This window comes from Paenibacillus sp. FSL K6-1566, from assembly GCF_038050475.1.
GTDB classification, from domain to species: Bacteria; Bacillota; Bacilli; order Paenibacillales; family Paenibacillaceae; genus Paenibacillus_AQ; species Paenibacillus_AQ lactis.
Window position 1 is genome coordinate 12,053 of sequence record NZ_JBBOSR010000001.1, and the last position, 23,808, is coordinate 35,860.

21 protein-coding genes, 3 rRNA genes and 1 riboswitch are annotated in these 23,808 nt (G+C 51.5%); of the genes, 22 read left to right on the plus strand and 2 right to left on the minus strand.

The window, feature by feature from the left end; translation table 11 throughout:
- The first annotated feature begins 56 nt into the window (after window positions 1-56).
- From NST08_RS00050 to NST08_RS00065, 4 genes are all read left to right on the plus strand, one after another.
- A 16S ribosomal RNA gene (locus NST08_RS00050) occupies window positions 57-1,610 on the plus strand.
- 347 nt (window positions 1,611-1,957) lie between these two features.
- Window positions 1,958-5,001, plus strand: a 23S ribosomal RNA gene (locus NST08_RS00055).
- 241 nt (window positions 5,002-5,242) lie between these two features.
- Window positions 5,243-5,359 (plus strand): 5S ribosomal RNA (gene rrf, locus NST08_RS00060).
- Together the 16S, 23S and 5S rRNA genes form the textbook arrangement of a ribosomal RNA operon.
- Window positions 5,360-5,725: 366 nt before the next feature.
- Window positions 5,726-6,163 (plus strand): hypothetical protein, encoded by a 438-nt coding sequence (locus tag NST08_RS00065; protein ID WP_007132848.1) that lies wholly within the window; start codon window positions 5,726-5,728, stop codon window positions 6,161-6,163.
- 158 nt (window positions 6,164-6,321) lie between these two features.
- Here NST08_RS00065 and NST08_RS00070 read toward each other — a convergent pair whose 3' ends face one another.
- Window positions 6,322-6,843: a hypothetical protein gene (locus NST08_RS00070; protein WP_007132849.1), complete on the minus strand. Its 522-nt coding sequence runs from the start codon at window positions 6,841-6,843 to the stop codon at window positions 6,322-6,324.
- Window positions 6,844-7,076: 233 nt separating this feature from the next.
- On the opposite strand from NST08_RS00070, the gene NST08_RS00075 reads away from it, so the two are divergent.
- The 11 genes from NST08_RS00075 to rsmI all read left to right on the plus strand — a co-directional run bounded on the left by NST08_RS00075 (window position 7,077) and on the right by rsmI (window position 15,450).
- Window positions 7,077-7,262: a sigma factor G inhibitor Gin gene (locus NST08_RS00075; RefSeq protein WP_007132850.1), complete on the plus strand. Its 186-nt coding sequence runs from the start codon at window positions 7,077-7,079 to the stop codon at window positions 7,260-7,262.
- A gap of 146 nt (window positions 7,263-7,408) precedes the next feature.
- A complete protein-coding gene (locus tag NST08_RS00080) occupies window positions 7,409-9,139 on the plus strand; it encodes an aminotransferase class I/II-fold pyridoxal phosphate-dependent enzyme (protein ID WP_341341331.1) in 1,731 nt (576 codons plus the stop codon).
- Between the two features lie 64 nt (window positions 9,140-9,203).
- Window positions 9,204-9,848 (plus strand): dTMP kinase, encoded by a 645-nt coding sequence (gene tmk, locus NST08_RS00085; protein ID WP_341034651.1) that lies wholly within the window; start codon window positions 9,204-9,206, stop codon window positions 9,846-9,848.
- 62 nt (window positions 9,849-9,910) lie between these two features.
- Entirely contained in the window at window positions 9,911-10,240 is a 330-nt protein-coding gene (locus NST08_RS00090) for a cyclic-di-AMP receptor (protein WP_006207400.1), read from the plus strand.
- A gap of 274 nt (window positions 10,241-10,514) precedes the next feature.
- Window positions 10,515-10,637 carry a hypothetical protein gene (locus NST08_RS00095; protein ID WP_285852664.1) on the plus strand — a complete coding sequence of 41 codons (123 nt, stop codon included), beginning with the start codon at window positions 10,515-10,517 and terminating at the stop codon, window positions 10,635-10,637.
- Between the two features lie 91 nt (window positions 10,638-10,728).
- Window positions 10,729-11,172 carry a YaaR family protein gene (locus NST08_RS00100; protein WP_007132853.1) on the plus strand — a complete coding sequence of 148 codons (444 nt, stop codon included), beginning with the start codon at window positions 10,729-10,731 and terminating at the stop codon, window positions 11,170-11,172.
- 204 nt (window positions 11,173-11,376) lie between these two features.
- The gene (gene holB, locus NST08_RS00105; protein ID WP_040740326.1) at window positions 11,377-12,363 is read left to right on the plus strand and encodes a DNA polymerase III subunit delta'; all 987 of its coding nucleotides are present in this window, start codon (window positions 11,377-11,379) and stop codon (window positions 12,361-12,363) included.
- Window positions 12,364-12,419: 56 nt separating this feature from the next.
- On the plus strand, window positions 12,420-13,220 hold the full coding sequence (locus tag NST08_RS00110) for a PSP1 domain-containing protein (protein WP_007132855.1): 801 nt from the start codon (window positions 12,420-12,422) through the stop codon (window positions 13,218-13,220).
- A 32-nt stretch (window positions 13,221-13,252) separates the two neighbouring features.
- Complete coding sequence (gene yabA / locus NST08_RS00115) at window positions 13,253-13,624, plus strand: DNA replication initiation control protein YabA (protein WP_040740328.1); 372 nt, start codon at window positions 13,253-13,255, stop codon at window positions 13,622-13,624.
- 174 nt (window positions 13,625-13,798) lie between these two features.
- Window positions 13,799-14,563 carry a tRNA1(Val) (adenine(37)-N6)-methyltransferase gene (locus NST08_RS00120; protein WP_007132857.1) on the plus strand — a complete coding sequence of 255 codons (765 nt, stop codon included), beginning with the start codon at window positions 13,799-13,801 and terminating at the stop codon, window positions 14,561-14,563.
- Window positions 14,560-15,450 carry a 16S rRNA (cytidine(1402)-2'-O)-methyltransferase gene (rsmI, locus tag NST08_RS00125; RefSeq protein ID WP_251537918.1) on the plus strand — a complete coding sequence of 297 codons (891 nt, stop codon included), beginning with the start codon at window positions 14,560-14,562 and terminating at the stop codon, window positions 15,448-15,450. Before NST08_RS00120 ends, rsmI begins: the two co-directional genes overlap by 4 nt.
- Before the next feature lie 288 nt (window positions 15,451-15,738).
- Here the strand turns inward: rsmI and NST08_RS00130 are convergent, their stop codons facing one another.
- Entirely contained in the window at window positions 15,739-15,993 is a 255-nt protein-coding gene (locus NST08_RS00130) for an AbrB/MazE/SpoVT family DNA-binding domain-containing protein (protein ID WP_006207408.1), read from the minus strand.
- Between the two features lie 322 nt (window positions 15,994-16,315).
- Between NST08_RS00130 and NST08_RS00135 the strand changes: the two genes are divergently transcribed.
- The 7 genes from NST08_RS00135 (at window position 16,316) to veg (ending at window position 23,705) form a co-directional block, all read left to right on the plus strand.
- A complete protein-coding gene (locus NST08_RS00135; RefSeq protein WP_341035071.1) occupies window positions 16,316-17,599 on the plus strand; it encodes an HD domain-containing protein in 1,284 nt (427 codons plus the stop codon).
- Between the two features lie 166 nt (window positions 17,600-17,765).
- Window positions 17,766-18,533 carry a TatD family hydrolase gene (locus tag NST08_RS00140; protein WP_028406025.1) on the plus strand — a complete coding sequence of 256 codons (768 nt, stop codon included), beginning with the start codon at window positions 17,766-17,768 and terminating at the stop codon, window positions 18,531-18,533.
- Between the two features lie 211 nt (window positions 18,534-18,744).
- Window positions 18,745-18,958, plus strand: a riboswitch (cyclic di-AMP (ydaO/yuaA leader).
- A gap of 276 nt (window positions 18,959-19,234) precedes the next feature.
- Window positions 19,235-20,425: a 3D domain-containing protein gene (locus tag NST08_RS00145; protein ID WP_007132861.1), complete on the plus strand. Its 1,191-nt coding sequence runs from the start codon at window positions 19,235-19,237 to the stop codon at window positions 20,423-20,425.
- Window positions 20,426-20,655: 230 nt separating this feature from the next.
- Window positions 20,656-21,204, plus strand: a complete 549-nt coding sequence (gene rnmV / locus NST08_RS00150) for a ribonuclease M5 (protein WP_028406023.1) — start codon at window positions 20,656-20,658, stop codon at window positions 21,202-21,204.
- 1 nt (window position 21,205) lies between these two features.
- The gene (rsmA, locus tag NST08_RS00155; protein WP_028406022.1) at window positions 21,206-22,090 is read left to right on the plus strand and encodes a 16S rRNA (adenine(1518)-N(6)/adenine(1519)-N(6))-dimethyltransferase RsmA; all 885 of its coding nucleotides are present in this window, start codon (window positions 21,206-21,208) and stop codon (window positions 22,088-22,090) included.
- Between the two features lie 136 nt (window positions 22,091-22,226).
- The gene (gene yabG / locus NST08_RS00160; RefSeq protein ID WP_251537916.1) at window positions 22,227-23,123 is read left to right on the plus strand and encodes a sporulation peptidase YabG; all 897 of its coding nucleotides are present in this window, start codon (window positions 22,227-22,229) and stop codon (window positions 23,121-23,123) included.
- A gap of 306 nt (window positions 23,124-23,429) precedes the next feature.
- Window positions 23,430-23,705 (plus strand): biofilm formation stimulator Veg, encoded by a 276-nt coding sequence (gene veg, locus NST08_RS00165; protein ID WP_007132865.1) that lies wholly within the window; start codon window positions 23,430-23,432, stop codon window positions 23,703-23,705.
- The last annotated feature ends 103 nt before the right edge of the window (window positions 23,706-23,808 follow it).

The window sequence follows — 23,808 nt, forward strand, 5'->3', positions numbered from 1 at the left end:
TCACTCATCCGAGTGGAACCCAAATCCGGCGAGGTCGATCGTCCTTCGGACGATCTTTATTGGAGAGTTTGATCCTGGCTCAGGACGAACGCTGGCGGCGTGCCTAATACATGCAAGTCGAGCGGACTTGAAGAGGAGCTTGCTTCTCTGAGAGTTAGCGGCGGACGGGTGAGTAACACGTAGGCAACCTGCCCTCAAGACTGGGATAACTACCGGAAACGGTAGCTAATACCGGATAATTAAATTCGCTGCATGGCGGGTTTATGAAAGGCGGAGCAATCTGTCACTTGAGGATGGGCCTGCGGCGCATTAGCTAGTTGGTGAGGTAACGGCTCACCAAGGCGACGATGCGTAGCCGACCTGAGAGGGTGAACGGCCACACTGGGACTGAGACACGGCCCAGACTCCTACGGGAGGCAGCAGTAGGGAATCTTCCGCAATGGGCGAAAGCCTGACGGAGCAACGCCGCGTGAGTGATGAAGGTTTTCGGATCGTAAAGCTCTGTTGCCAGGGAAGAACGTCTCATAGAGTAACTGCTATGAGAGTGACGGTACCTGAGAAGAAAGCCCCGGCTAACTACGTGCCAGCAGCCGCGGTAATACGTAGGGGGCAAGCGTTGTCCGGAATTATTGGGCGTAAAGCGCGCGCAGGCGGTTCTTTAAGTCTGGTGTTTAAACCCGAGGCTCAACTTCGGGACGCACTGGAAACTGGGGAACTTGAGTGCAGAAGAGGAGAGTGGAATTCCACGTGTAGCGGTGAAATGCGTAGATATGTGGAGGAACACCAGTGGCGAAGGCGACTCTCTGGGCTGTAACTGACGCTGAGGCGCGAAAGCGTGGGGAGCGAACAGGATTAGATACCCTGGTAGTCCACGCCGTAAACGATGAATGCTAGGTGTTAGGGGTTTCGATACCCTTGGTGCCGAAGTTAACACATTAAGCATTCCGCCTGGGGAGTACGGTCGCAAGACTGAAACTCAAAGGAATTGACGGGGACCCGCACAAGCAGTGGAGTATGTGGTTTAATTCGAAGCAACGCGAAGAACCTTACCAAGTCTTGACATCCCTCTGAATCCTCTAGAGATAGAGGCGGCCTTCGGGACAGAGGAGACAGGTGGTGCATGGTTGTCGTCAGCTCGTGTCGTGAGATGTTGGGTTAAGTCCCGCAACGAGCGCAACCCTTGATCTTAGTTGCCAGCACTTCGGGTGGGCACTCTAAGGTGACTGCCGGTGACAAACCGGAGGAAGGTGGGGATGACGTCAAATCATCATGCCCCTTATGACTTGGGCTACACACGTACTACAATGGCTGGTACAACGGGAAGCGAAGCCGCGAGGCGGAGCCAATCCTAAAAAGCCAGTCTCAGTTCGGATTGCAGGCTGCAACTCGCCTGCATGAAGTCGGAATTGCTAGTAATCGCGGATCAGCATGCCGCGGTGAATACGTTCCCGGGTCTTGTACACACCGCCCGTCACACCACGAGAGTTTACAACACCCGAAGTCGGTGGGGTAACCCGCAAGGGAGCCAGCCGCCGAAGGTGGGGTAGATGATTGGGGTGAAGTCGTAACAAGGTAGCCGTATCGGAAGGTGCGGCTGGATCACCTCCTTTCTATGGAGAATCGTCTTCTGCAACGAAGACATTCGAATATGGCTGACTTCAAGTCGCCAACAATTAGGCTGACCGCAAGGTCGCCGATCACTCACTCGTTGGTCAGTTTTGAGAGTTCAACCTCTCATTTGATCCTTGAAAACTAGATAACGAAACGAATTTGCGTTTTAGAAATATCCTTCTCTAACGACTTGTGTCAAGTGATTGACCAAGAAGTGAAAGAGTAGCGTTAGAGCGAAAGATTCGTGACAGGTGATCCTTTGGAAGCTTGTTTCACCATTGAGTGGTTTTATCCAATCAGGAAACAAGCGAACAACAGAGCACATGGCACGAAGCTGGAGCGACATGGTTAAGCTACTAAGAGCACACGGAGGATGCCTAGGCGCTAGGAGCCGATGAAGGACGTGGCGAACAACGATACTGCCTCGGGGAGCTGTAAGCAAGCTTCGATCCGGGGATGTCCGAATGGGGAAACCCGGCTGGTGTAATAGCCAGTTACCCGTATCTGAATACATAGGATGCGAGGAGGCATACCCAGGGAACTGAAACATCTAAGTACCTGGAGGAAGAGAAAACAAGAGTGATTCCGTCAGTAGCGGCGAGCGAACGCGGAACAGCCTAAACCAGAGAGCTTGCTCTCTGGGGTTGTGGGACGTCTCACATGGAGTTACAAAGGTTTAGATTAGACGAACAGGTCTGGAAAGGCCGGCCATAGAAGGTAAAAGCCCTGTAATCGAAAATGTGAACCCTCCGAGACGGATCCCGAGTAGTGCGGGGCACGTGAAACCCCGTATGAATCCAGCAGGACCATCTGCTAAGGCTAAATACTCCCTAGCGACCGATAGTGAAGCAGTACCGTGAGGGAAAGGTGAAAAGCACCCCGGAAGGGGAGTGAAATAGAACCTGAAACCGTGTGCTTACAAGAAGTCAGAGCCCGATCTATGGGTGATGGCGTGCCTTTTGTAGAATGAACCGGCGAGTTACGTTCCCATGCAAGGTTAAGGCGAGAAGCCGTAGCCGCAGCGAAAGCGAGTCTGAATAGGGCGACTTAGTATGTGGACGTAGACCCGAAACCGTGTGATCTACCCCTGTCCAGGGTGAAGGTGCGGTAACACGCACTGGAGGCCCGAACCCACGTACGTTGAAAAGTGCGGGGATGAGGTGGGGGTAGCGGAGAAATTCCAATCGAACTCGGAGATAGCTGGTTCTCCCCGAAATAGCTTTAGGGCTAGCCTCGGAAATTAGAGTCGTGGAGGTAGAGCACTGATTGGGTGCGGGGCCCGCAAGGGTTACCAAGCTCAGTCAAACTCCGAATGCCATAGACTTATATCCGGGAGTCAGACAGTGAGTGCTAAGATCCATTGTCAAAAGGGAAACAGCCCAGACCATCAGCTAAGGTCCCCAAGTGTGTGTTAAGTGGGAAAGGATGTGGAGTTGCACAGACAACCAGGATGTTGGCTTAGAAGCAGCCACCATTTAAAGAGTGCGTAATAGCTCACTGGTCGAGTGACTCTGCGCCGAAAATGTAACGGGGCTAAACACACCACCGAAGCTATGGCTTGAATCGACTTCACTGCTTCTTTGAGGTAGTGAGCCTGAGTTGAACATTTTTGTCAGACTTGAGATGAAATCAAGGATGACCAAATGCTCTCAGGGGTTAAACACACTTCGAAGGCGGAGTGAAGTCGATTCAGGGGTAGGGGAGCGTTGTATGTAGGTTGAAGGTGTACCGTAAGGAGCGCTGGACAGCATACAAGTGAGAATGCCGGTATGAGTAACGAAAAGATCAGTGAGAATCTGATCCGCCGAAAGCCCAAGGTTTCCTGAGGAAGGCTCGTCCGCTCAGGGTAAGTCGGGACCTAAGGCGAGGCCGAAAGGCGTAGTCGAAGGACAACAGGTTGAAATTCCTGTACCACCGTAAACCGTTATGAACGATGGGGTGACGCAGGAGGGTAGTGACGCGGACTGATGGATGTCCGTCCAAGCAGTGAGGCTGATGTGTAGGCAAATCCGCACATCGTAAGGCTGGGCTGTGATGGGGAGTGAAAATTACAGTAGCGAAGGTCATGATCTCACACTGCCAAGAAAAGCCTCTAGTCAGGTGAAGGTGCCCGTACCGCAAACCGACACAGGTAGGCGAGAAGAGAATTCTAAGGCGCGCGGAAGAACTCTCGTTAAGGAACTCGGCAAAATGACCCCGTAACTTCGGGAGAAGGGGTGCCTCGGTAGGGTGAATAGCCCGAGGGGGCCGCAGTGAAAAGGCCCAAGCGACTGTTTAGCAAAAACACAGGTCTGTGCGAAGCCGCAAGGCGAAGTATACGGGCTGACGCCTGCCCGGTGCTGGAAGGTTAAGGGGAGCGGTTAGGAGCAATCCGAAGCTGTGAACCGAAGCCCCAGTAAACGGCGGCCGTAACTATAACGGTCCTAAGGTAGCGAAATTCCTTGTCAGGTAAATTCTGACCCGCACGAATGGCGTAACGACTTGGGCGCTGTCTCAACGAGAGATCCGGTGAAATTTTAATACCTGTGAAGATGCAGGTTACCCGCGACAAGACGGAAAGACCCCATGGAGCTTTACTGCAGCTTGATATTGGATTTGGGTACGATCTGTACAGGATAGGTGGGAGCCTAAGAAGCATGAGCGCCAGCTTGTGTGGAGGCGACGTTGGGATACCACCCTGATCGTATCTAGGTTCTAACCTGGTACCGTGATCCGGTACGGGGACAGTGTCAGGCGGGCAGTTTGACTGGGGCGGTCGCCTCCTAAAGAGTAACGGAGGCGCCCCAAGGTTCCCTCAGAATGGTTGGAAATCATTCGAAGAGTGCAAAGGCATAAGGGAGCTTGACTGCGAGACCTACAAGTCGAGCAGGGACGAAAGTCGGGCTTAGTGATCCGGTGGTACCGCATGGAAGGGCCATCGCTCAACGGATAAAAGCTACCCTGGGGATAACAGGCTTATCTCCCCCAAGAGTCCACATCGACGGGGAGGTTTGGCACCTCGATGTCGGCTCATCGCATCCTGGGGCTGAAGTAGGTCCCAAGGGTTGGGCTGTTCGCCCATTAAAGCGGTACGCGAGCTGGGTTCAGAACGTCGTGAGACAGTTCGGTCCCTATCTGTCGTGGGCGTAGGAAATTTGAGAGGAGCTGTCCTTAGTACGAGAGGACCGGGATGGACGTACCGCTGGTGCACCAGTTGTTCCGCCAGGAGCACGGCTGGGTAGCTACGTACGGACGGGATAAGCGCTGAAAGCATCTAAGCGTGAAGCCCCCCTCAAGATGAGATTTCCCAATTAGTAAGACCCCTTGAAGACGACGAGGTAGATAGGTTGGAGGTGGAAGTGCAGCAATGCATGGAGCTGACCAATACTAATCGGTCGAGGGCTTATCCTAAACAAACCCACCAAAGTGAAGAAGAGCTTCGCAGCTGATTCCGATTACTTTGGCAGGGCCCAGAAAGATCTGAGGATCTGAAGGGACAATGCTACGGATTCTAATCAACGCAAAGACGTTTCGTATCTAGTTTTCAAGGTTCAAAAAATCTTGAAACGATTTTGAAGCTGCATGCCTTTTCTAAGGCTTGATATTTTGCTGGTGAGCAATCATTGAAGCAAAGCGCAGCGCAAAAATCACGTTTGGTGGCGATGGCGGAAGGGTTCCACGCGTTCCCATACCGAACACGACCGTTAAGCCTTCCAGCGCCGATGGTACTTGGACCGAAGGGTCCCGGGAGAGTAGGACGTCGCCAAGCGAAAAACCACTGTCGATGTAATCGATGGTGGTTTTTATTTTTGTTACCGAACCTATTCCTGTATCCTGGCCAGCGTGTTAGTGATAACAGTACATTAGACTGCGTGCGGTTGTTCAGCCCCTTCCAGCTGTCAACGCCCTTAAAGCTGTTATATAACATGACGATTACTTTGACATAAACAGATGAAGATTTTGTTACCGTTACACTACAGAAAATCAGTATAATAGAATTAGTCATTCGTGGGTAGTTCATTACCGATTTATGCAGGCCATAGGTAGTAAGGCCTGATTGGGGAGGTTCTCCATTAACCAAGCAACCTTGAATACTCAACTGGAGACGGTTATTGTGGAGGAAAGGAGGACAATCATGTTGCGTAGAAAAGGCCTGCATGTTGCAGAAATCATATGCGCGGGTACGATTTTATTAATCGGATCGGGTTGCGGGGCATCCGCAGAACCAAGCTGGAAGTCCTTTGACGGTGCGGCCAATGTAAAGTCGTTCCCCGTCCCGAAAGAAGCCAATAAAACGGAACAAACAACGGGCAATAGCGACTTGGACTATGTACGCTATGCTCTTCCTGGTTTGAAAGAAGACGAAAATATTCCGGAGCCCTATTTGAAAGAAATCGAGTCCTGGGGCTGGACGCAGAAGGAAGTGGAGGAAAACGGCTCTTCCTTGGTTTTTGAAAAAGGAAAGAACATCGTCCATCTTACGGTTCATGACGGTTATTTGATCATTACGGTTCCCACTCAAATGAAGAAACAAGTGATTCAAGGCTTGGAAGGTAATAAAACGAATAAATAAAGACCTCATTCGGCTTCGGAATGAGGTCTTTATTTATGTATGCGCGATTTCTTAAATGTTTAGGGCTGAGAGCAGCTCTTATATTTCTCGTAGAAGCCTATTCAAACAATCACAGAATGGACGAGCGGATCCGATCCCTTCAAGATATACGGGTCCGTTCATTGCCTGTAGTAGGCGATGTCCTGATCATTCAGCTTGATCATGCCATCCTTCGGCAGGGAAGCGAACCGCATTAGAATGGTGAATCGGGGCAGAAGAAGCCACACATGCCAAAAAACAAGCGAGGCCGTAAACGGAATCGGCAACCACAGGGCCATGATGACACATAGGGAAAGTCCGACGAATCCCGTGTATATATGCACTTTGCTAAATATACGGCGGCTGATGTGCTGTTCCGGCGTGTATCCCAGCCAAGGAAGCTTAACCCGGAAACGCCATCGTTTTCGGTAATCAGGGCCGAGCAGCAGGAGCGTGGTATGCCCGATGACATACTGAATCCATAGGATGACAGGGAAGGCGATCAAGAAATACAACAGGATGTACGGGGACAACGTCCATATCCCGGCTGCTGCAGCGATTAAGGGCAGAATCAAGTAAGGAATGAGCAGTGGTTTGGATACTTGGATTTTTTTAATAAGCCGGTATTGATAAAAGGTGGCTTGACCGTGTGGTTCTGCCATGGCGCGATGCCGTCCCCCTTTTCATAGATCAACATTCGATAGATCGGCCGAAAATCGGCGTTTATGATATTTATCGGACAAATTCATATTTTTATTAAGCGAAAAAAATGCGGTACAGACACCGGGCATTCGTGGGACACATATCATAAAGCGTACAAAGATATCCTATGAAAAGGTTTAAAATAATAGAAACTGTGTCATACTAATAGTAAAAGGATCAAGGTGGGATGGCAATGGAAGAGCTGACCGAACGCGTCTGTATTATATGCAACCAGTCGAAGACGGAAGGCATTACGATTTTATCGCAATTCGTTTGCGAGGAATGCGAATCGGAAATCGTGCATACCAGTGCGGAGGATGCCAAATATCATTTTTTTATCCGGCAGTTAAAGCAGATTGCGATGCCTAAGAATGCATAGAAGGAACGCGTATAGGGCCTTAGCGATAGGCCTTTTTTTGTTGGGCAAGGGAATAAGGGAATAAGGGAATGTGGGCATTAACCGTAGGCGAAGGTTTCAATATACGTTAAAATAGGTTAGAGAATGGAATCTGAAGGGATATGTCGATGACTACACATAAAGATCGTGCTCCGCTCATGGAGGCATTAACACAATATCGGCTTCGTGGAGCCTCATCGTTTCATGTGCCCGGTCATAAGAACGGCAGAGCCTATGGTTTGGACTCGAAATATGCTGAGATGCTGCAGGCAGCGATGCAGATCGATGTGACGGAAATTACCGGGACAGACGATTTATTTCACCCGGATGGGGTGATTCGGGAAGCGCAGGAGCTGGCGGCAGACTGCTTTGGTGCGGAGGAGAGTTATTTTCTTGTCGGAGGCAGCACGAGCGGAAATATTGCGCTTATTCTGACGGTATGCCAGGAGCCCGGCGATATCATTCTGGTGCAGCGGAACGTACATAAATCGGTGCTCCATGGTCTGATGCTGGCCGGAGCGCGGGCGGTTTTTCTTCAGCCGGGAATGGACGAGCCTAGCGGGCTTGCCGTCGCCCCTTCGCCAGAAACGCTGAGGAAGGCGCTGGCGGCTTATCCCGGGGCTAAGGCAGCCTTGATCACGATGCCGAATTACTACGGGATGGGAAGCGATATTACGCCGCTAGCGGACTTATGCCATGATCATGGGATTCCGCTGCTGGTGGACGAAGCGCATGGCGCTCACTATGGGCAGCATCCGCAGCTGCCAGCCAGTGCGCTCTCCTGTGGGGCGGACGGCGTAGTTCAATCCACGCACAAAATGCTGGCTGCCATGACGATGGGGGCGATGCTGCATGTGCAGGGTGAGCGGATCAACCGGCGTCTATTACGCCAGCGGCTGGCAATGGTGCAGAGCTCCAGCCCTTCTTACCCCATTATGGCATCGCTTGACCTGGCGCGGCGCCTGCTGCATACGCAGGGCGCAGGCGCCTTCACGGCGGGGCTCGCCGCCTTGGACGCCTTCCGGCGCGGCCTCGCGAAGCTGCCGCGCTTCGGGCTGCTGCAGCCGCCGCAGCCCGGGAGCCCCGCCGCCGGCACGGCCGCGGCCGGCGGACAAGCGCCGCCGCAGGCTGAAGCGGCGGCCTATACCCGCCAGGACCCGTTCAAGGCGGTCATTTATGACCGCACCGGGGCCCTGAGCGGCTACGCACTGCAGCGCGCGCTGGAGGAGCGCGGCTGTGTGCCGGAGATGAGCGACGAGCAGCGCGTCGTCTTACTGTTCACGCTCGGCTCGACGCTCGAAGATAGCAATCACGTCTTATGGGCACTTGTGCATATTGTAGAGCAAGAGGAGACGTCCTCGAAGAAACCGCACATAGCTGGGGAAGCCCCAAAAGGGAAGCCGGCGCAGTCCAAGGAAGAGCTGATTCGGATGCTGAAGGGGCGGGGAGATTTCATGAAGCATTATGAGCCGGGCGCCCGGACCGATGCCGCCCTCGGCACGAGTGACAACCTGTTGTTACAAGAAGTATGCTCCCAATCCAATGTTTCCACGTGGAACAATTGGGACATGGAAGCTCCGTATTCCCATCCGATCCGCTTCTCGTTGAAGCCTATGGATGAGGGGCGTATCGAGCCGATGCCAGTAGAGCTTTGCGCAGGGAGGACGGCGGCCGAGATGGTGATTCCGTATCCCCCAGGGATTCCGATCCTCTATCCCGGTGAGGTCATCACAGAGGGGATGGCGCGGAGATTGGCCGATTTAAGAGATGCGGGAGCGAAATGCCAAGGCATCGCAGATTCATCCCTGGCTACAATCGTCGTATTTAGACGGGAGGGGGCGGCTCTCCCAGTAGATTGAACCTCCGCCTCGCGAAAAGCAACCCATGTACCACTTAACATATTTTTATGAAAGCAGGATCATTATGAATAATCGCAGACCACTATTTATCACACTTGAAGGAGGGGATGGGTCCGGCAAAACAACGATGATGGGCAGGCTGGCCGCTTATATGCAGGGCCGCTCGATTCCCTATCTGATTACCAGGGAGCCCGGGGGGATCGAGATCGCGGAGAAGATCCGCTCCATTATTCTCGACCCGCAGCATACTTCCATGGATGCCCGGACGGAGGCACTGCTGTATGCGGCTGCCCGCCGACAGCATCTGGTGGAGAAGGTAGAACCGGCACTGAGGGAAGGAGTGACCGTACTGTGCGACCGGTTTGTCGACAGCAGCCTGGTTTACCAAGGGTATGCCCGCGGCCTCGGCATGGGGGAGGTATGGAGCATTAACCGATTTGCGGTTGAAGGCCGAATGCCTGACCTCACGCTGCTGTTCGATATCGAACCGGAGATCGGGATGTCCAGAATCGAGGCCAATGCCGAGCGGGAAAAGAACCGTCTTGACATGGAAAGCATGGCATTTCACGGCAAGGTTAGGGAAGGCTATATGCTTGTGGCGGAAAACAACAAGGAAAGAATCCGAATTGTAGATGCTTCCAAAACGCCGGATCAGGTGGAGCGCGAGATGATCAAATACGTAGAAGACGCGATATTAAAGGATTTTTGAGGTTGTTTGTCAAATAATAGTGTTAGGGCGAAAATGCCCAAAATTAATAAGGAGGGTTTACCATGAAATTGATTGTTGCGATTGTGCAGGATAAGGATAGCAACCGTCTTTCCGCCGCATTGGTCAAAGCCAATTTCCGGGCCACGAAGCTTGCGAGCACGGGCGGTTTCTTGAAGGCGGGGAATACCACCTTTATGATCGGGGTAGACGATTCACAGGTCGAAAGCGTGCTTAGCGTCATCCGCACAAGCTGCAAGGTTCGCGAGCAGCTGGTCACACCGGTAACCCCTATGAGTGGCACGACCGACTCGTATCTGCCGCTTCCGGTCGAGGTTCAGGTGGGCGGCGCTACCGTGTTTGTGCTTCCAGTAGAAAGATTCGAGCATTTCTAAGAATAGATCCACGACATTTTGCGGATTGCAAGTAACGGATGTTTTTATTGGGATATGGGAACGTCTCCGACAAAATGGAGAAGCACAGCCATGCTGCCAGTCTGAATTCCTTCTGTATCATAATAAAAATAGTTACCGTAAATCGCAGAATAATGGAATAGGGACGCCTGTTATAGGCGGGTTCATTGTGATAGAAGCGGTCAGCGTCTCGATACCTGTTAAATCAAGGTAAATGGCTTGACAAGTTGACCGATTCAAGGTACGTTCACGTCAGGTGCTGGCGCTGATCCTGCTTGAAATGAAGCAAGGCATGAAGCAAGCGGGGCTGCAGGGGGCAGGTTGGTTCTTATGGCGAAGCATGGGAATGGCCGACCCGAAGCGTCTCATTTACGATTAAAATGCATGCCGGGGCAAGCATGCATGAATAGAGTTTCCTACGGCGCCTCCGTTTGCAACGGGGGCTTCAAATCTAAAGGCGGTGTATTCGGATGAAGATCAATCCGGGCTTTCGGCCCTTGAATAGTGGAATTCCTGCCCCCGATAACAGCAGCAGACCGGTCCAGCAGCGATCGTTCTCGGATATGATGCAGCAGCAAGGGGAACGGGCTACGCATGAGGAGCTGAGCCGCCAAATGCGTGAGATTGCGCTCCAGGGTGACCGATTAGCCAAATCGATGACCGTTCGGGAGCTTAAAGCGTATAAATTGATGGTTCGGCGTTTCCTGGAGGAGACGGTCCGGCGCGGGGTGAAAATGAAGGAAACCCGAGGCTGGGACCGGCGGGGACGCGGCAAGCGATATAATGTGATCGATGAGATCGATTCGGCGCTGCTTGAGATGGCCGATGAACTGCTGGATACCGAGCAGGGAAGGATCGATCTGCTGAATAAGGTCGGGGAAATCCGCGGTATGCTGATTAATCTCGTATTTTAACAGCTTAAGGAGCATTTGTCCGCATGGGATTGGGAAGCCCCTGGGCCAACTTTTTAAGTTCGTAAGCTTGATGATCTTTTGGGTTCATAGGTTTAATGGTTATTTAGCATTATGGCATTATGGCTTTGTTATTAGATTTTATTTATGCAGCAGGTTCATAAGATGATAGAGAACGAAGTGAATGAAGCAGGAAAGAGAGGACTTATGTCTTTTAATCATATTATAGGCCAGGAGGCGGCCAAGCAGCTGCTGCAAAACGCTCTGCGCAAGCACGCGGTCAGCCATGCCTATCTGTTCAGCGGGCCGGCTGGCGCCGGACAGCTGCAGACGGCGCTTGTGTTTGCCAAGGCATTGTTTTGTACGGAGCTTGAGGATGATGCCTGCGGACAATGTCTGGAATGCCGGAAGGTCGAGCACGGCAACCACCCGGATTTGACGATGATTGAGCCGGATGGCGCCAGCATCAAGATCGATCAGATCCGCGAATTGCAGCGCATCTTCTCATACCGCTCCGAGAACCGCAATCCGAAGGTGTACATTATCGACCATGCGGAGAAAATGACGACCCAGGCGGCCAACAGCCTTCTCAAATTTCTGGAGGAGCCGCAATCGCCGGCGGTAGCCATCCTTATTGCGGAGAATGGACAAGCGCTGCTGCCGACCATTCAATCGAGGGTCCAGACGGTGCCGTTCCGCTCGCTTTCTCCGCAGATGATGGAGCAGGCGCTGGTAGGGGAAGGATATCCGGCAGCCCTCGTGCGCTGTGCCGTTCACCTGGCTTCAGGACTTGACGGATGCAGGAAAATATTGAATGAGAATTGGTTTGCAGAAATTAGAAACGTAGTGTTACAATTAGGGAAGGAGTCTTTGAACCGAACCGGCCCCGCGATGATTACCGCGAGCCAGAAAGTGTTCAAAACCGAACTCTCCGATCATCTGGACGTTCTGTTCAGTTTGTTTCATTTATGGTTTAAGGACATGATTCATGTTCTGTACGGAAGGAAAGAGTCTCTCGTTTTCATAGATCAGGCGGAGTATATCTCTGGTCATGCGTCAGCCCGCAGCACAGCACAGTGGGTGTCCTATATGGATTTGGCCGCAGAGTGTCAGAAGAAGTTACGCTATAATGTCAATGGACAGCTCTGTGTAGAGCAGCTATTGATGGGTTTGGGCGGTAACACTCCGGCGTGAGCACACCCCCAGGCCCGAAGGATGGCCAATATGTACAGGCACAAGGGGGTTTATTTTTGTACAGTGTAGTGGGTGTCCGCTTTAAGAAAGCGGGCAAAATATATTACTTCGATCCGCTGGATCTACCCGTAGAGAAGGAGCAATCCGTCATTGTGGAGACGGCCCGGGGGATTGAGTATGGTCAAGTTGTGATAGGAAAGAAGGAGGTAGGTGAAGCTGACGTTGTTCTTCCACTGAAGAAAGTCATTCGCATCGCCGGCGACTCGGATGCCCGTGTGGTTGAGGAGAACAAGCAGGCTGCGAAGGATGCATTCACCACCTGTTTAAATAAAATTCGGGACCACGGACTGAAAATGAAGCTGGTCGATGTAGAATTTACTTTCGACCGGAACAAAATCATTTTCTACTTCACGGCCGAAGGCCGCGTGGATTTCCGAGAGCTGGTGAAGGACCTGGCCAGCATCTTCCGGACCCGAATCGAGCTTCGTCAGATCGGAGTCCGGGACGAAGCCAAAATGCTGGGCGGCCTTGGACCTTGCGGTCGCGTACTGTGCTGTTCCTCATGGCTTGGTGATTTTGAGCCGGTATCCATTAAGATGGCGAAGGATCAGAGCTTATCGCTCAATCCGACCAAGATTTCCGGGCTATGCGGAAGATTGATGTGCTGCCTGAAATTTGAGCATGATAATTATGAAAGCGTGAAAGAGGAGCTTCCATCCGTTGGGAAGCTGGTCGTGACCTCGCTTGGAGAAGGCAAGGTTGTCGGTATCAATGCGGATAAGCGGACGGTGCATGTTCAGCTGTTTGAAATCGGGAAGGTCAAGGAACTGCCGATGGACGACGTGGTCATTAAATAGTCCAATAGAATGTTTATTTTCGGGGTGTAGACTTGGAGAAGAAAAACATTTTTGTGCTCATTCAAGAGTTGGAAACACAGATGGGACATATACACAGTGAACTGGGTGGACTCAAGCTGGTCATCAAGGAACTGCTGGAAGAGAACCATCGCCTCAGTCTTGAAAATGAACAGCTCCGGAAAATATTAAAAAGGGAAGTCAATCCGGCGGAATTGGAACACCCGGTAGCCTCGATGCCTCAGCCTCGTGCCGAGCAGGAGGATCAGGAGGAAGATGTGGTCGGGGAAGGATACGACAACCTGGCCCGTCTCTATCACGAAGGCTTTCACATCTGCAATGTGTACTATGGACATTTGCGTACGGAAGGGGATTGCCTGTTCTGCTTGTCATTTTTGAATAAATAAGAAGCCGTAGGGATATTGCCTACGGTTTTTTTCTAGCATTTGAAGGTTATACTGTAAGGGATCTTCAGGCTCCTTGCATTTGGTGAACACAGCGAAATAAAATTATGAGCACGAAGGGATCGGAGTCTCAATCCCGACACGTGCCCCTAACTATCAAGCCAAAGGGTTGAAACTATGAAATTGAAGGACGTACATTTACATCCATCCGAGCGGATTGATGATCTGCTGACGCATGAGCTCGGAATCATCCAAAGTGAGGAGGTGTTCAGCTTCTCTATGGATGCGGTGCTGCTCGCACGGTTTGCCAGCATCCCGCGGAGAGGGAAGATTCTTGATATGTGCACCGGGAATGGAGTGATTCCTATTCTCTTGTCCACACGGACAGGCGCACCGATCGAAGGGATCGAAATACAGCCGAGACTGGCCGATATGGCAAGACGAAGCGTCTATATGAATGATCTTGAGCACCAAATCACGATCCGGGAAGGCGACTTGAGAGAGCTATACAAGGAGACGGGATATGGCGCATACGACGTGATCACGGTGAATCCTCCATATATGCCGATGAACGGCAGCGACATCAAGCTGAATCCGCATCAAGCCATTGCCAGACATGAGATTCATTGTACGCTGGAGGAAGTGATTGCTTCCTGCTCCAGGCTGCTTCGTCAAGGCGGGAAAATGAGCATGGTGCACAAGCCGCTGCGACTGGCCGAGATTATAACGCTTATGAGTAAATACCGGATTGAGCCGAAGGTGATCCGTTTTGTCCACCCCCGTGCCCATCTGGAAGCCAATATGGTGCTGATCGAGGGCATACGGGACGGGAAGCCCGAGGTTCGCCTACGGCCGCCGCTCATCGTTTATGACGAGCAGGGGAAATACTGCGCCGAATTTATGGACATATATTATGGAACGAATGAGGATGATCAAGCATGAGGATATCATTGCAGCGAAGCTTTGAATCGCCAGGTGCAGGGAGCACCGGATCGTTATTTTTGGTTGCAACCCCGATCGGCAATTTGGAGGATATGACCTACCGGGCGGTACGCGTTCTTAAGGAATGCGATATCATTGCGGCGGAGGATACAAGACAGAGCAGGAAACTGCTTACGCATTTTGAAATTCCATCCAAGCCATTGTTTAGTTATCATGAGCATAATAAGGCGGCAAGCGGCCCTGAAATTATACGATATATAATAGAAGGAAAAAATGTAGCACTCGTGAGCGATGCCGGTCTGCCGGCGATTTCCGACCCTGGCGCCGACCTCGTGGCACTGGCGATTGAAGCCGGAATATCGGTCATTCCCGTTCCCGGAGCAAATGCCGCGTTATCGGCGTTAATCGCATCGGGCCTGCCAACCGAACGGTTTACGTTTATCGGATTTTTGCCCAGGGAACGCAAAGACATTGTGGCACAGTTAAACGCGCTGCAATCGGCCCAGGGAACGCTGATCTTCTATGAATCTCCGCATCGCATCAAGAAGACCTTAGAGCTAATGAAGGAGGTTCTGGGGGATCGAAAGATTACGCTGGCCCGGGAGCTCACCAAGCGCTATGAGGAATTTGCCCGTGGAACCGTGGAAGCATGCCTATCCTGGCTTGAGGAGCATCCGCCTCTTGGCGAGTACTGCGTTGTGGTGGAGGGCAGAAACCCCGAGGATGAGCGGATGGAGCTGAATGCCTGGTGGCAGGAGCTTTCCTTAGAGGAGCATGTCGGCAGATATGAGCAGGAGGGATTGAGCCGTAAGGAGGCCATGAAGAAAACAGCGGCAGACCGCGGCGTATCGAAGCGGGATATCTATAATGCGCTGCTGGAGGATTAATTATAGTAGCCTGCTGCGCAAGTGACGAAGAGGTGGTCCCCGCAGCCTGCCGAAGTCAACAACTGGCCCGGGGCACATTTAATCCGAACTAGGCCGTCTCTGACGAACAATATCATTTTCCTCATGATCGCGGTGAGGATTTACATAGCGTTATGCCGACCGCGGGAAATTGCGCATAAAAAAAGACCTTCCTGCGGCCGGGTTCATAGCCGAGGAAGGCACCAAGGAGATATGAAAAAGGTTAGAATTAACAAAATGTGATTGTGTACCTATTATATACTAATATCTTTAATTTGTCACAGGTGTAGGGATTTCCGAGATACATTCATGGCAAACGATTTTACCTTTGAAGTACGTAACGTTCTCAGCATTGCCGCAGAAGATGCACGCAGGCTCATACTTCTTCAGCATGATGCGTTCACCGTCCACATAAATTTCAAGAGCGTCCTTCTCGCCAATGCCGAGTGTACGGCGCAGTTCGATTGGAATAACGACCCGTCCAAGCTCATCGACTTTCCTTACAATTCCTGTTGATTTCATCATAACTTATTAATGCCCCTCTCGCCATAATTTAAAAAAGTCATAATTCGACATAGTTCTATTTTTTATGTTATTTATAGTACCAACGATTCCCAAAACAGTCAACCTATATTTTTGAGATTTCGGAACCTATTTACGAAAATATAGTGAAATAAACCGCTGTCCTACAACGAAGTTACCATTTTTGAACCAAAAAACGCTTCACTTTTCAATATGTCGATTTGGAAAGCGCCAAATTACCTAATTCGACATTGTTCGACATTAGATGTCAAAAGAAGTGAAAATAGTCCAAGTCCTAAATTTATGACTTAAGGAGTGATTTATGATGCGCCTGCCAATCTCAGAGGAAAAAGTGTTTAAAGATCCGGTTCATAATTATATTCATGTACAGGATGATATTATCTGGCGGTTAATCGACACGCCGGAATTTCAGCGGCTTCGCCGGGTCAGGCAACTGGGCACGTCCTATCTGACGTTTCATGGCGCAGAGCACAGCCGATTCTCCCATTCCTTGGGTGTCTATGAAATTACAAGAAGAATCATCTCGCAATTCGAGCGAAAAGGATACTCCGATTGGCCTGCGGAAGAGAGACAAGTGGCCCTATGTGCAGCGCTCTTGCATGATCTCGGGCACGGACCATTTTCCCATTCTATAGAAGAGGCGTTTCAGATGAACCACGAGGATTGGACATGCCGGATCTTGCTCGGCGATACGTGCGTGAACAAGGTGCTCCTGGAGCTGGGGGAAGACTTCCCGGAGCGGGTCGCTTCCGTCATCCGCAAGACGTATGACAAACCGATCGTGATGAATCTGGTGACGAGTCCGCTGGATGCGGACCGAATGGATTATTTGCTGCGCGATGCCTATTACACCGGCGTCAATTACGGGACGATCGACATCGACCGGATTCTGCGGATGCTGCGGCCGCACCGGGACCGGATCGTTGTGAAGGAATCGGGGATGCATGCCGTAGAGGATTATCTCATGTCCAGATATCAAATGTACTGGCAGGTGTATTTCCACCCGGTAACAAGAAGCTCGGAAATCATACTGCGCCAGATTTTCCGCCGGGCGAAGGAGCTCTATGAAGCAGGGTATGCGTTTCAGTTCATGATCGAACCGCTGCCGGCTCTGTTCGAAGGCCGCTTGACCGTTCAGCAGTATCTGCGGCTGGATGAGGCGCTCATTCAAACGGCGTTTCTGCAATGGACGGCCGAGCAAGACCAGCTCCTTAGCGAATTATGCGGCCGATTCATCCATCGGAAGCTCTATAAATATATAGAAATCGACACCGGCAACCCGGAGACAATCGACGCCATCCGCCAGGCGTTTCGGGAGGCGGGTCTTGATCCCGCATATGATGTGGAGATTGATTTTCCGACCGATCTTCCTTATGATAAGTTTCATTCGGGCATGCCGCTGAACGAGAAGCAAATTCTGCTGCTGGACCGGCATGACCAGCTTCGGGAAATTTCCGAGGTGTCCGATATCGTGCGCTCCATTAGCGGGATCCATAAGGGCCGGAATTATCTATATTACCCGGAGGAGAGGTTAGAGCCGCTGCTTGACCGGATGCCGGCCGAAGTTGCGGATTTATTTCGCAGGTAGGGATGAGTCCGTTATATTCGATGGACCATGGGCTTGGATCATGGATGGACCTGGTTCAAGGCCGGACGCACGAGGCATTGATAATGGACAACCATAGAACGGAATGATAAAGATTGTGCCGGATAAGATACGATCAAGGATCGACAAGAAAGGAGTGGGAGAGAACATGCTGTTCGACACACACACCCATCTGGATGCTCCCCAATTCGACGAGGACCGGGACGAGACGATTGCCCGGGCGCTTGAAGCCGGTGTTAGCCGGATGATCAATATCGGATTTAATCGCGAGACGATTCCGACCACGATGGAATTGGCGGAGACATATGATTTTATATATGCGGCGGTAGGCTGGCATCCCGTGGATGCGATCACGATGGAGGAGGGCGACCTGGAATGGATCGCTTCGCTCTGCAGTCATGAGAAAGTCGTTGCGATCGGAGAGATCGGCCTCGATTATCATTGGGATACGTCTCCGAAGGAGGTGCAGCACCGGGTGCTTCGCAGCCAAATCGGACTGGCCCGGGAGCTCCATATGCCGATTGTAATTCATAACCGTGATGCGCATGAGGATATCGTGAAGATTTTGAAGGAAGAGAAGGCTCATGAGGTTGGCGGCGTGATGCATTCGTTCTCGGGCAGCTGGGAAACGGCCAAGTTATGCCTGGATATGGGCTTTCATATTTCGTTCGGCGGGCCGATTACGTTCAAAAATGCCAAGCAGCCGAAGGAGGTTCTGGCCAAGGTTCCGCTCGATCGTCTGCTCATTGAAACGGACTCGCCTTACCTGACTCCACACCCCTTCCGAGGGAAGCGAAATGAGTCCGCTTATGTGAAATTGGTGGCCGAGACGGCAGCCGAAATTCGGGGCATGTCCTTCGATGAACTGGTCCAAATTACCACTAAAAATGCTCTGGAACGATTTGGTATTTCATGAAAACGGGAGCAAAAGCGATGAAATAGTGAGGAATTGCGATTAATTAAAGTTTTTTAACCTGAAAAGACGATTGTTTTACAATTTTTTAACCATTTACATCAAAAAATGTGCTTGATTGTTCCTTTACAACCTGCATGGAAACAGGATATCATCTTTTCAGTGATAAGAAGCTGCAAGTTTGCAAAGCTGAAACTTCAGCGATCATATTTCATGAACCGTCTCGCTTAATCTCCGAAGTTTGGGGAACGGGGGAACCGATACTGCCGTGCATGGTAAACTGTCGTGCACGAGCCGTATATGATTTCTTTATCGGGTCTTTGGGGTGAATGTGAAGGTCCTCGCCATGAGCGGGCGACCGAATCTAGGGCGTCTCTCTTACGTCCGAACCCGACAGCTAACTCCGTAAGCGAAGTAAGAGGGGAATTCTCGTGCATACCATTTCCATGATTTCAATCATCAGGAAGCCACGTTAGAGCCTCTAGTACTCTTTCACGCTGGCTTCTTTTATTTTTGAATATTGGAGAAGGTGTCGTCATACTGTTGGTAAACAGGAGGTGATTCCTAGTGGTGAACGGGAAGACGGGGATTGACGCAGGGCGTTAGATAGATAGCAGCACGCCTTGCGAGAATAACTGCTATAGTCACGTCAAAGGCATTCATGCGTTACCTAAGACGGCGGGACTATGAAGGAGGATGGAATAGTGGGCATTTTTCAACCTGAAGAAACCCATGAATCACAATCATCCAGCATGTCTTACGCATTGCGATGGAAGCATGAGAATTTGCGTCAATTGATGATGCTCGGCGCCATGGGGGCTGTTACGGTATCACTTCTCGTATCGCTGGTTATCCATGATCAATCGGGCAAGCAAGTTCAAATTGTGGTCGATGGCCGCGTAACCACGGTAGAAACCAGAGGATCGTTGCTTCAGGAATTGCTGGATGAGCAAGCGATCACGCTGAATCCGCAGGATCAGGTCTCGATGCCTTTAAACGGGACGATCCAGGATGGGGACCGGATTATCATTGACCGTGCAATCCCAGTTAAAGTAACAGTAGGGGGCACCACCAAAACCATATTCACGACCCAGGACACGGTCGATAGTGTACTCAAAGAAGCTGGCATTACGATCAAGGGTGAAGATATAGTAAAGCCGTCACAGGACACCAAGCTTACCAGTGATATGGACATTCAAATCGTTCGGGTTACGAAGCAGACCGTATCGGAGAAGGAGAACCGTGAGTTCCGCGTCATCAAGACTGCGGATCCGTCGCTGGAGCGCGGTGATAACCGTGTCATTCAGCGGGGCGAGCCGGGCGTTCTCGTTCATCACTACGAGAAGGTGTACCATAACGGCAAGCTCGTATCCAAGACGAAGGTCTCGCAAGAGGTCGAGCGTAAGACGAAGGACAAAATTATTGCCGTAGGCACGAAGAAGGTAGAGAAGCCTGTCGTGCTTCAAGCGGCAGCGACTCCAAATGTGAAGTCTGCCCCAGCGAAGCTTACGGGCACTAGAAAGGTATCCACCGCCAAAGCGACGGAGAATAACGTCATCTCCAGAGCGGGTGTCGATTTCAAATACCAGAAAGTGCTGAATAATGTTTCAATGACCGCATATTCCGCTGAGCAGGAGGGAATCGGAACCCGCACGGCTTCCGGAACACGGGTTACCGAGGGCCGGACGATTGCGGTTGATCCGAGCATCATTCCGATCGGCTGGTGGGTGTACATCGAAGGCATTGGCTTCCGCCGTGCAGAGGATACCGGCGGAGCGATTAAGGGACATAAAATTGATGTGTATTACGATTCGCTGAAAGCGGCCATGAACTTTGGCCGGAAATCGGGGCGCACCGTTTATGTGATCGGTCCCGTAAAGCCTGATTTGAACTAATGAATCCCATTTTCTAATGACATTGCCATTCTAATGCTAACGAATTTAGCTTATAATAGATCATAATGAAGAAGAGGAGAAACTCCTCTTCTTTTGTTATTTTGCGGCGTATTGGTCGCATTTTGGGGCCATCATGTAAAAAATACGCCGTATGGTTTCAGCCGATGCCGATTCAAGGAGAACGGTCGGACAGGCGGTATGTGTCCTTTTGGGAAGGAAGAGAGAACGTTATGATCCGAGAAGTAATTGTGGTTGAAGGCAGGGACGATACGGTAGCGATCAAGCGTGCGGTGGATGCCGACACGATCGAGACCGGCGGCTCTGCTATTAATAAGCATACGCTGCGCCGTATTGCCCTCGCGAAGGAGCGCAGGGGGGTTATTATCCTGACAGACCCCGATCATGCAGGGGAACGGATTCGCAAGATCATCGACCGTCATGTCCCCGGCTGCAAGCACGCCTTCATACCGGAGGCGGATGCGACGCGCAAGGGCGATATCGGAGTCGAGAACGCATCTCCGGAGGCTATACGGCATGCCCTGGATCGCGTCCACACCTCATTTGAGGGGGCGGAGAGTCAGATCAGCCTGGAGGATATGATCGATGCGGGGCTGACGGCTCATCCGGAGGCTGCAGCCCGGAGAATGTTCATGGGAAATGTCCTGGGTATCGGGTATTGCAACTCCAAGCAGTTCCATAAACGTATGGCGATGTTTCAAATATCGCGTGAAGAGTTTCTGGCGGCGCTTGCGCAGCTGGAAGAGGGAGGCCAAAGCTGATATGAACCGGATGGAAGATATATCGACACCTAGACGCACGAAGGAGATCATTGCCCGCCATGGCTTTTCCTTTAAGAAGAGCCTGGGACAGAATTTTCTGATCGACCAGAATATTTTGGGCAAGATTGTGGAGGCGGCCGGCCTTGATAAAGAGAAAGGTGCGCTTGAGATCGGTCCCGGCATCGGGGCGTTAACAGAGAAGCTGGCTCAGATGGCCGGAGCCGTTACCGCAGTAGAGATCGATCAGCGCCTGATTCCGATTCTTAAGGAAGTGCTGGAGCCTTACGATAACGTTAAAGTTCATCATGGAGATGTCCTTAAGGTGGATCTGCACGAGCTGTTCCGCCAGGATTTCGCGGAGGTGGGGAAGGTAAGCGTTGTCGCCAATCTGCCGTATTACGTGACGACCCCTATTCTGATGAAGCTGCTGGAAGAGAAGCTGCCGCTGGAGAATATTGTGGTCATGATTCAGAAAGAGGTCGCCGAGCGGATGGCCGCAGCGCCGGGAAGCAAGGATTACGGAAGCCTCAGCATTGCAGTTCAATATTACAGCGAGCCGAAGCTCGTCTGCATCGTTCCGCATACCGTGTTCATCCCGCAGCCCAATGTGGAATCGGCCGTCATTCGGCTCGCGGTAAGGGAGGAGCCTCCGGTTTCGGTTGAGGATGAGTCCTTTTTCTTCGAGGTGGTTCAAGCCTCATTCGCCCAGCGGCGAAAGACGATTGCCAACAACCTGAAGAGCCGGTTCTTCGCCGATGAAGGACGCGAGCGGCTGGAGCAGCTGCTGGAGGAAGCGGGGCTCGATCCGAAGCGCAGGGGAGAGACGCTGAGCATCGAGGAGTACGCACGGCTGAGCAATGTCCTGTATGAGGCGGGGATTCGTTAGAAACGGAACGAAGTGTGGTCTGGTCGTGGCTTTAGGATATTCAATCAGGTCAAGGCAAGCCGCCTGAGGGAAAATTGCCGCCATGACGAACCAATGGCTCCATTAGCCCATACCATAGGGTAGGGGTGATGTTGTGATGAACTTGGGAGACTTGGTCGTTCGTAAATCCTACGGCGGCGATGTAACGTTCCGGGTAGAAGGATTGCGGCATAATCTTATCGTCATCAAAGGCACGGAATTCCGGCTGCTGGCCGACGCTCCCGCCGATGACCTGATCCAGGTACCGCATCCCGCCGTAAGCGAGCGAACGAAGCAGGCACAGATTAAGGCGAATGAGACGCTGGAGAGCCTGCAGAAGCGCCGACAGGAAGAAAGTGAGCGGCAGCTGAAGAGCCTTAGGAATAACGGCGGCCCGCAGGCTGCTAAAGGATATTTCGACGTTCCGGGCAAGGTCCTGCATCTGGACGGGGATCCCCAGTATCTGAAGAAGAGCATGGCGCTTTATAACCAGCTTCGGGTCCCTGCGGAAGGCCATTATGTGAATGAATCGGCGATGGCCGATACGTTGTATCGGCTCCTTCCGCGGGTTCGACCCGATATCGTCGTGATTACAGGTCATGACGGGGTTCTTAAGCGAAGACAGCCGTATGATTTATACAGTCTGGACAGCTACAAAAATTCGCATAACTTCGTATCGGCGATCCAGGTGGCCCGGCAATATGAGCGGAACCTGGATACCTTGGTTATCGTGGCTGGAGCGTGCCAGTCGCATTTTGAAGCGCTGCTGCAGGCAGGAGCCAATTTTGCGAGCTCGCCGGGCAGAATTCTCATCCATGCCCTAGACCCGGTCTATGTGGCCGCCAAGACCGCCTATACGTCGGTTCGGGAAACGGTCAACCTCAACGATGTAATCCACCATACAATCAGCGGCAGTCAAGGCGTAGGCGGAATTGAGACCAGGGGCAGCTACAGGATCGGCCTGCCGAGCCTCCAGGATCTGTCGACATTGAAAGTAACGCCTTCCGTCAGCTAAGCGGTGCTTTGTTCGGCGAGGCATTCGAATGCGAAGACGCAAGGATGATGAAGAACCGAATATAGGCTGAGAAAACCCCGGGCACCGGGGTTTTTTTACTTTGTTCTATACGGTGAAGAAAATTGTCAAATATCATACATAAAGCTTGTCGATTTAGCGCATATTAATGCAAATGGAAATGAGATTTGCCGGGCTAAAAAAAATACATTGACAACGTATTTTTGATGCTGATATAATTAATGTTTTTGATTTGACAAAATGCTGGAAGTTCGGTATAATGGACAAGGAAAGAGGTGGTCGTCGACAATGGCTAAAAATGCGCTGTTGGAAATCAAACGCAGTCTCGATGCCCATTTAGGGCAAAAAATTACGCTTCGGGCTAACGGTGGCCGCCGTAAGACCGTCGAGCGTACTGGTGTTTTGGAAGAAACGTACCCTTCTGTTTTCATTGTTAAGCTGGATCAAGACCAGCAGACCTTTAAACGCGTGTCTTACAGTTATGCCGATATTCTGACCGAAACCGTGGAAATCATGGTGACCGGCGATGACAACCAGATGCGAATCACCTATATCAAGTCATAACGACATGACGATATGTCACGAGAGAACAGCCTTCGTTAGCGGAGGCTGTTTTTGTTGCGGCTTTAGCCAGTTGAGCTCGCGAAGCGTGCGAAACAAAAAACCA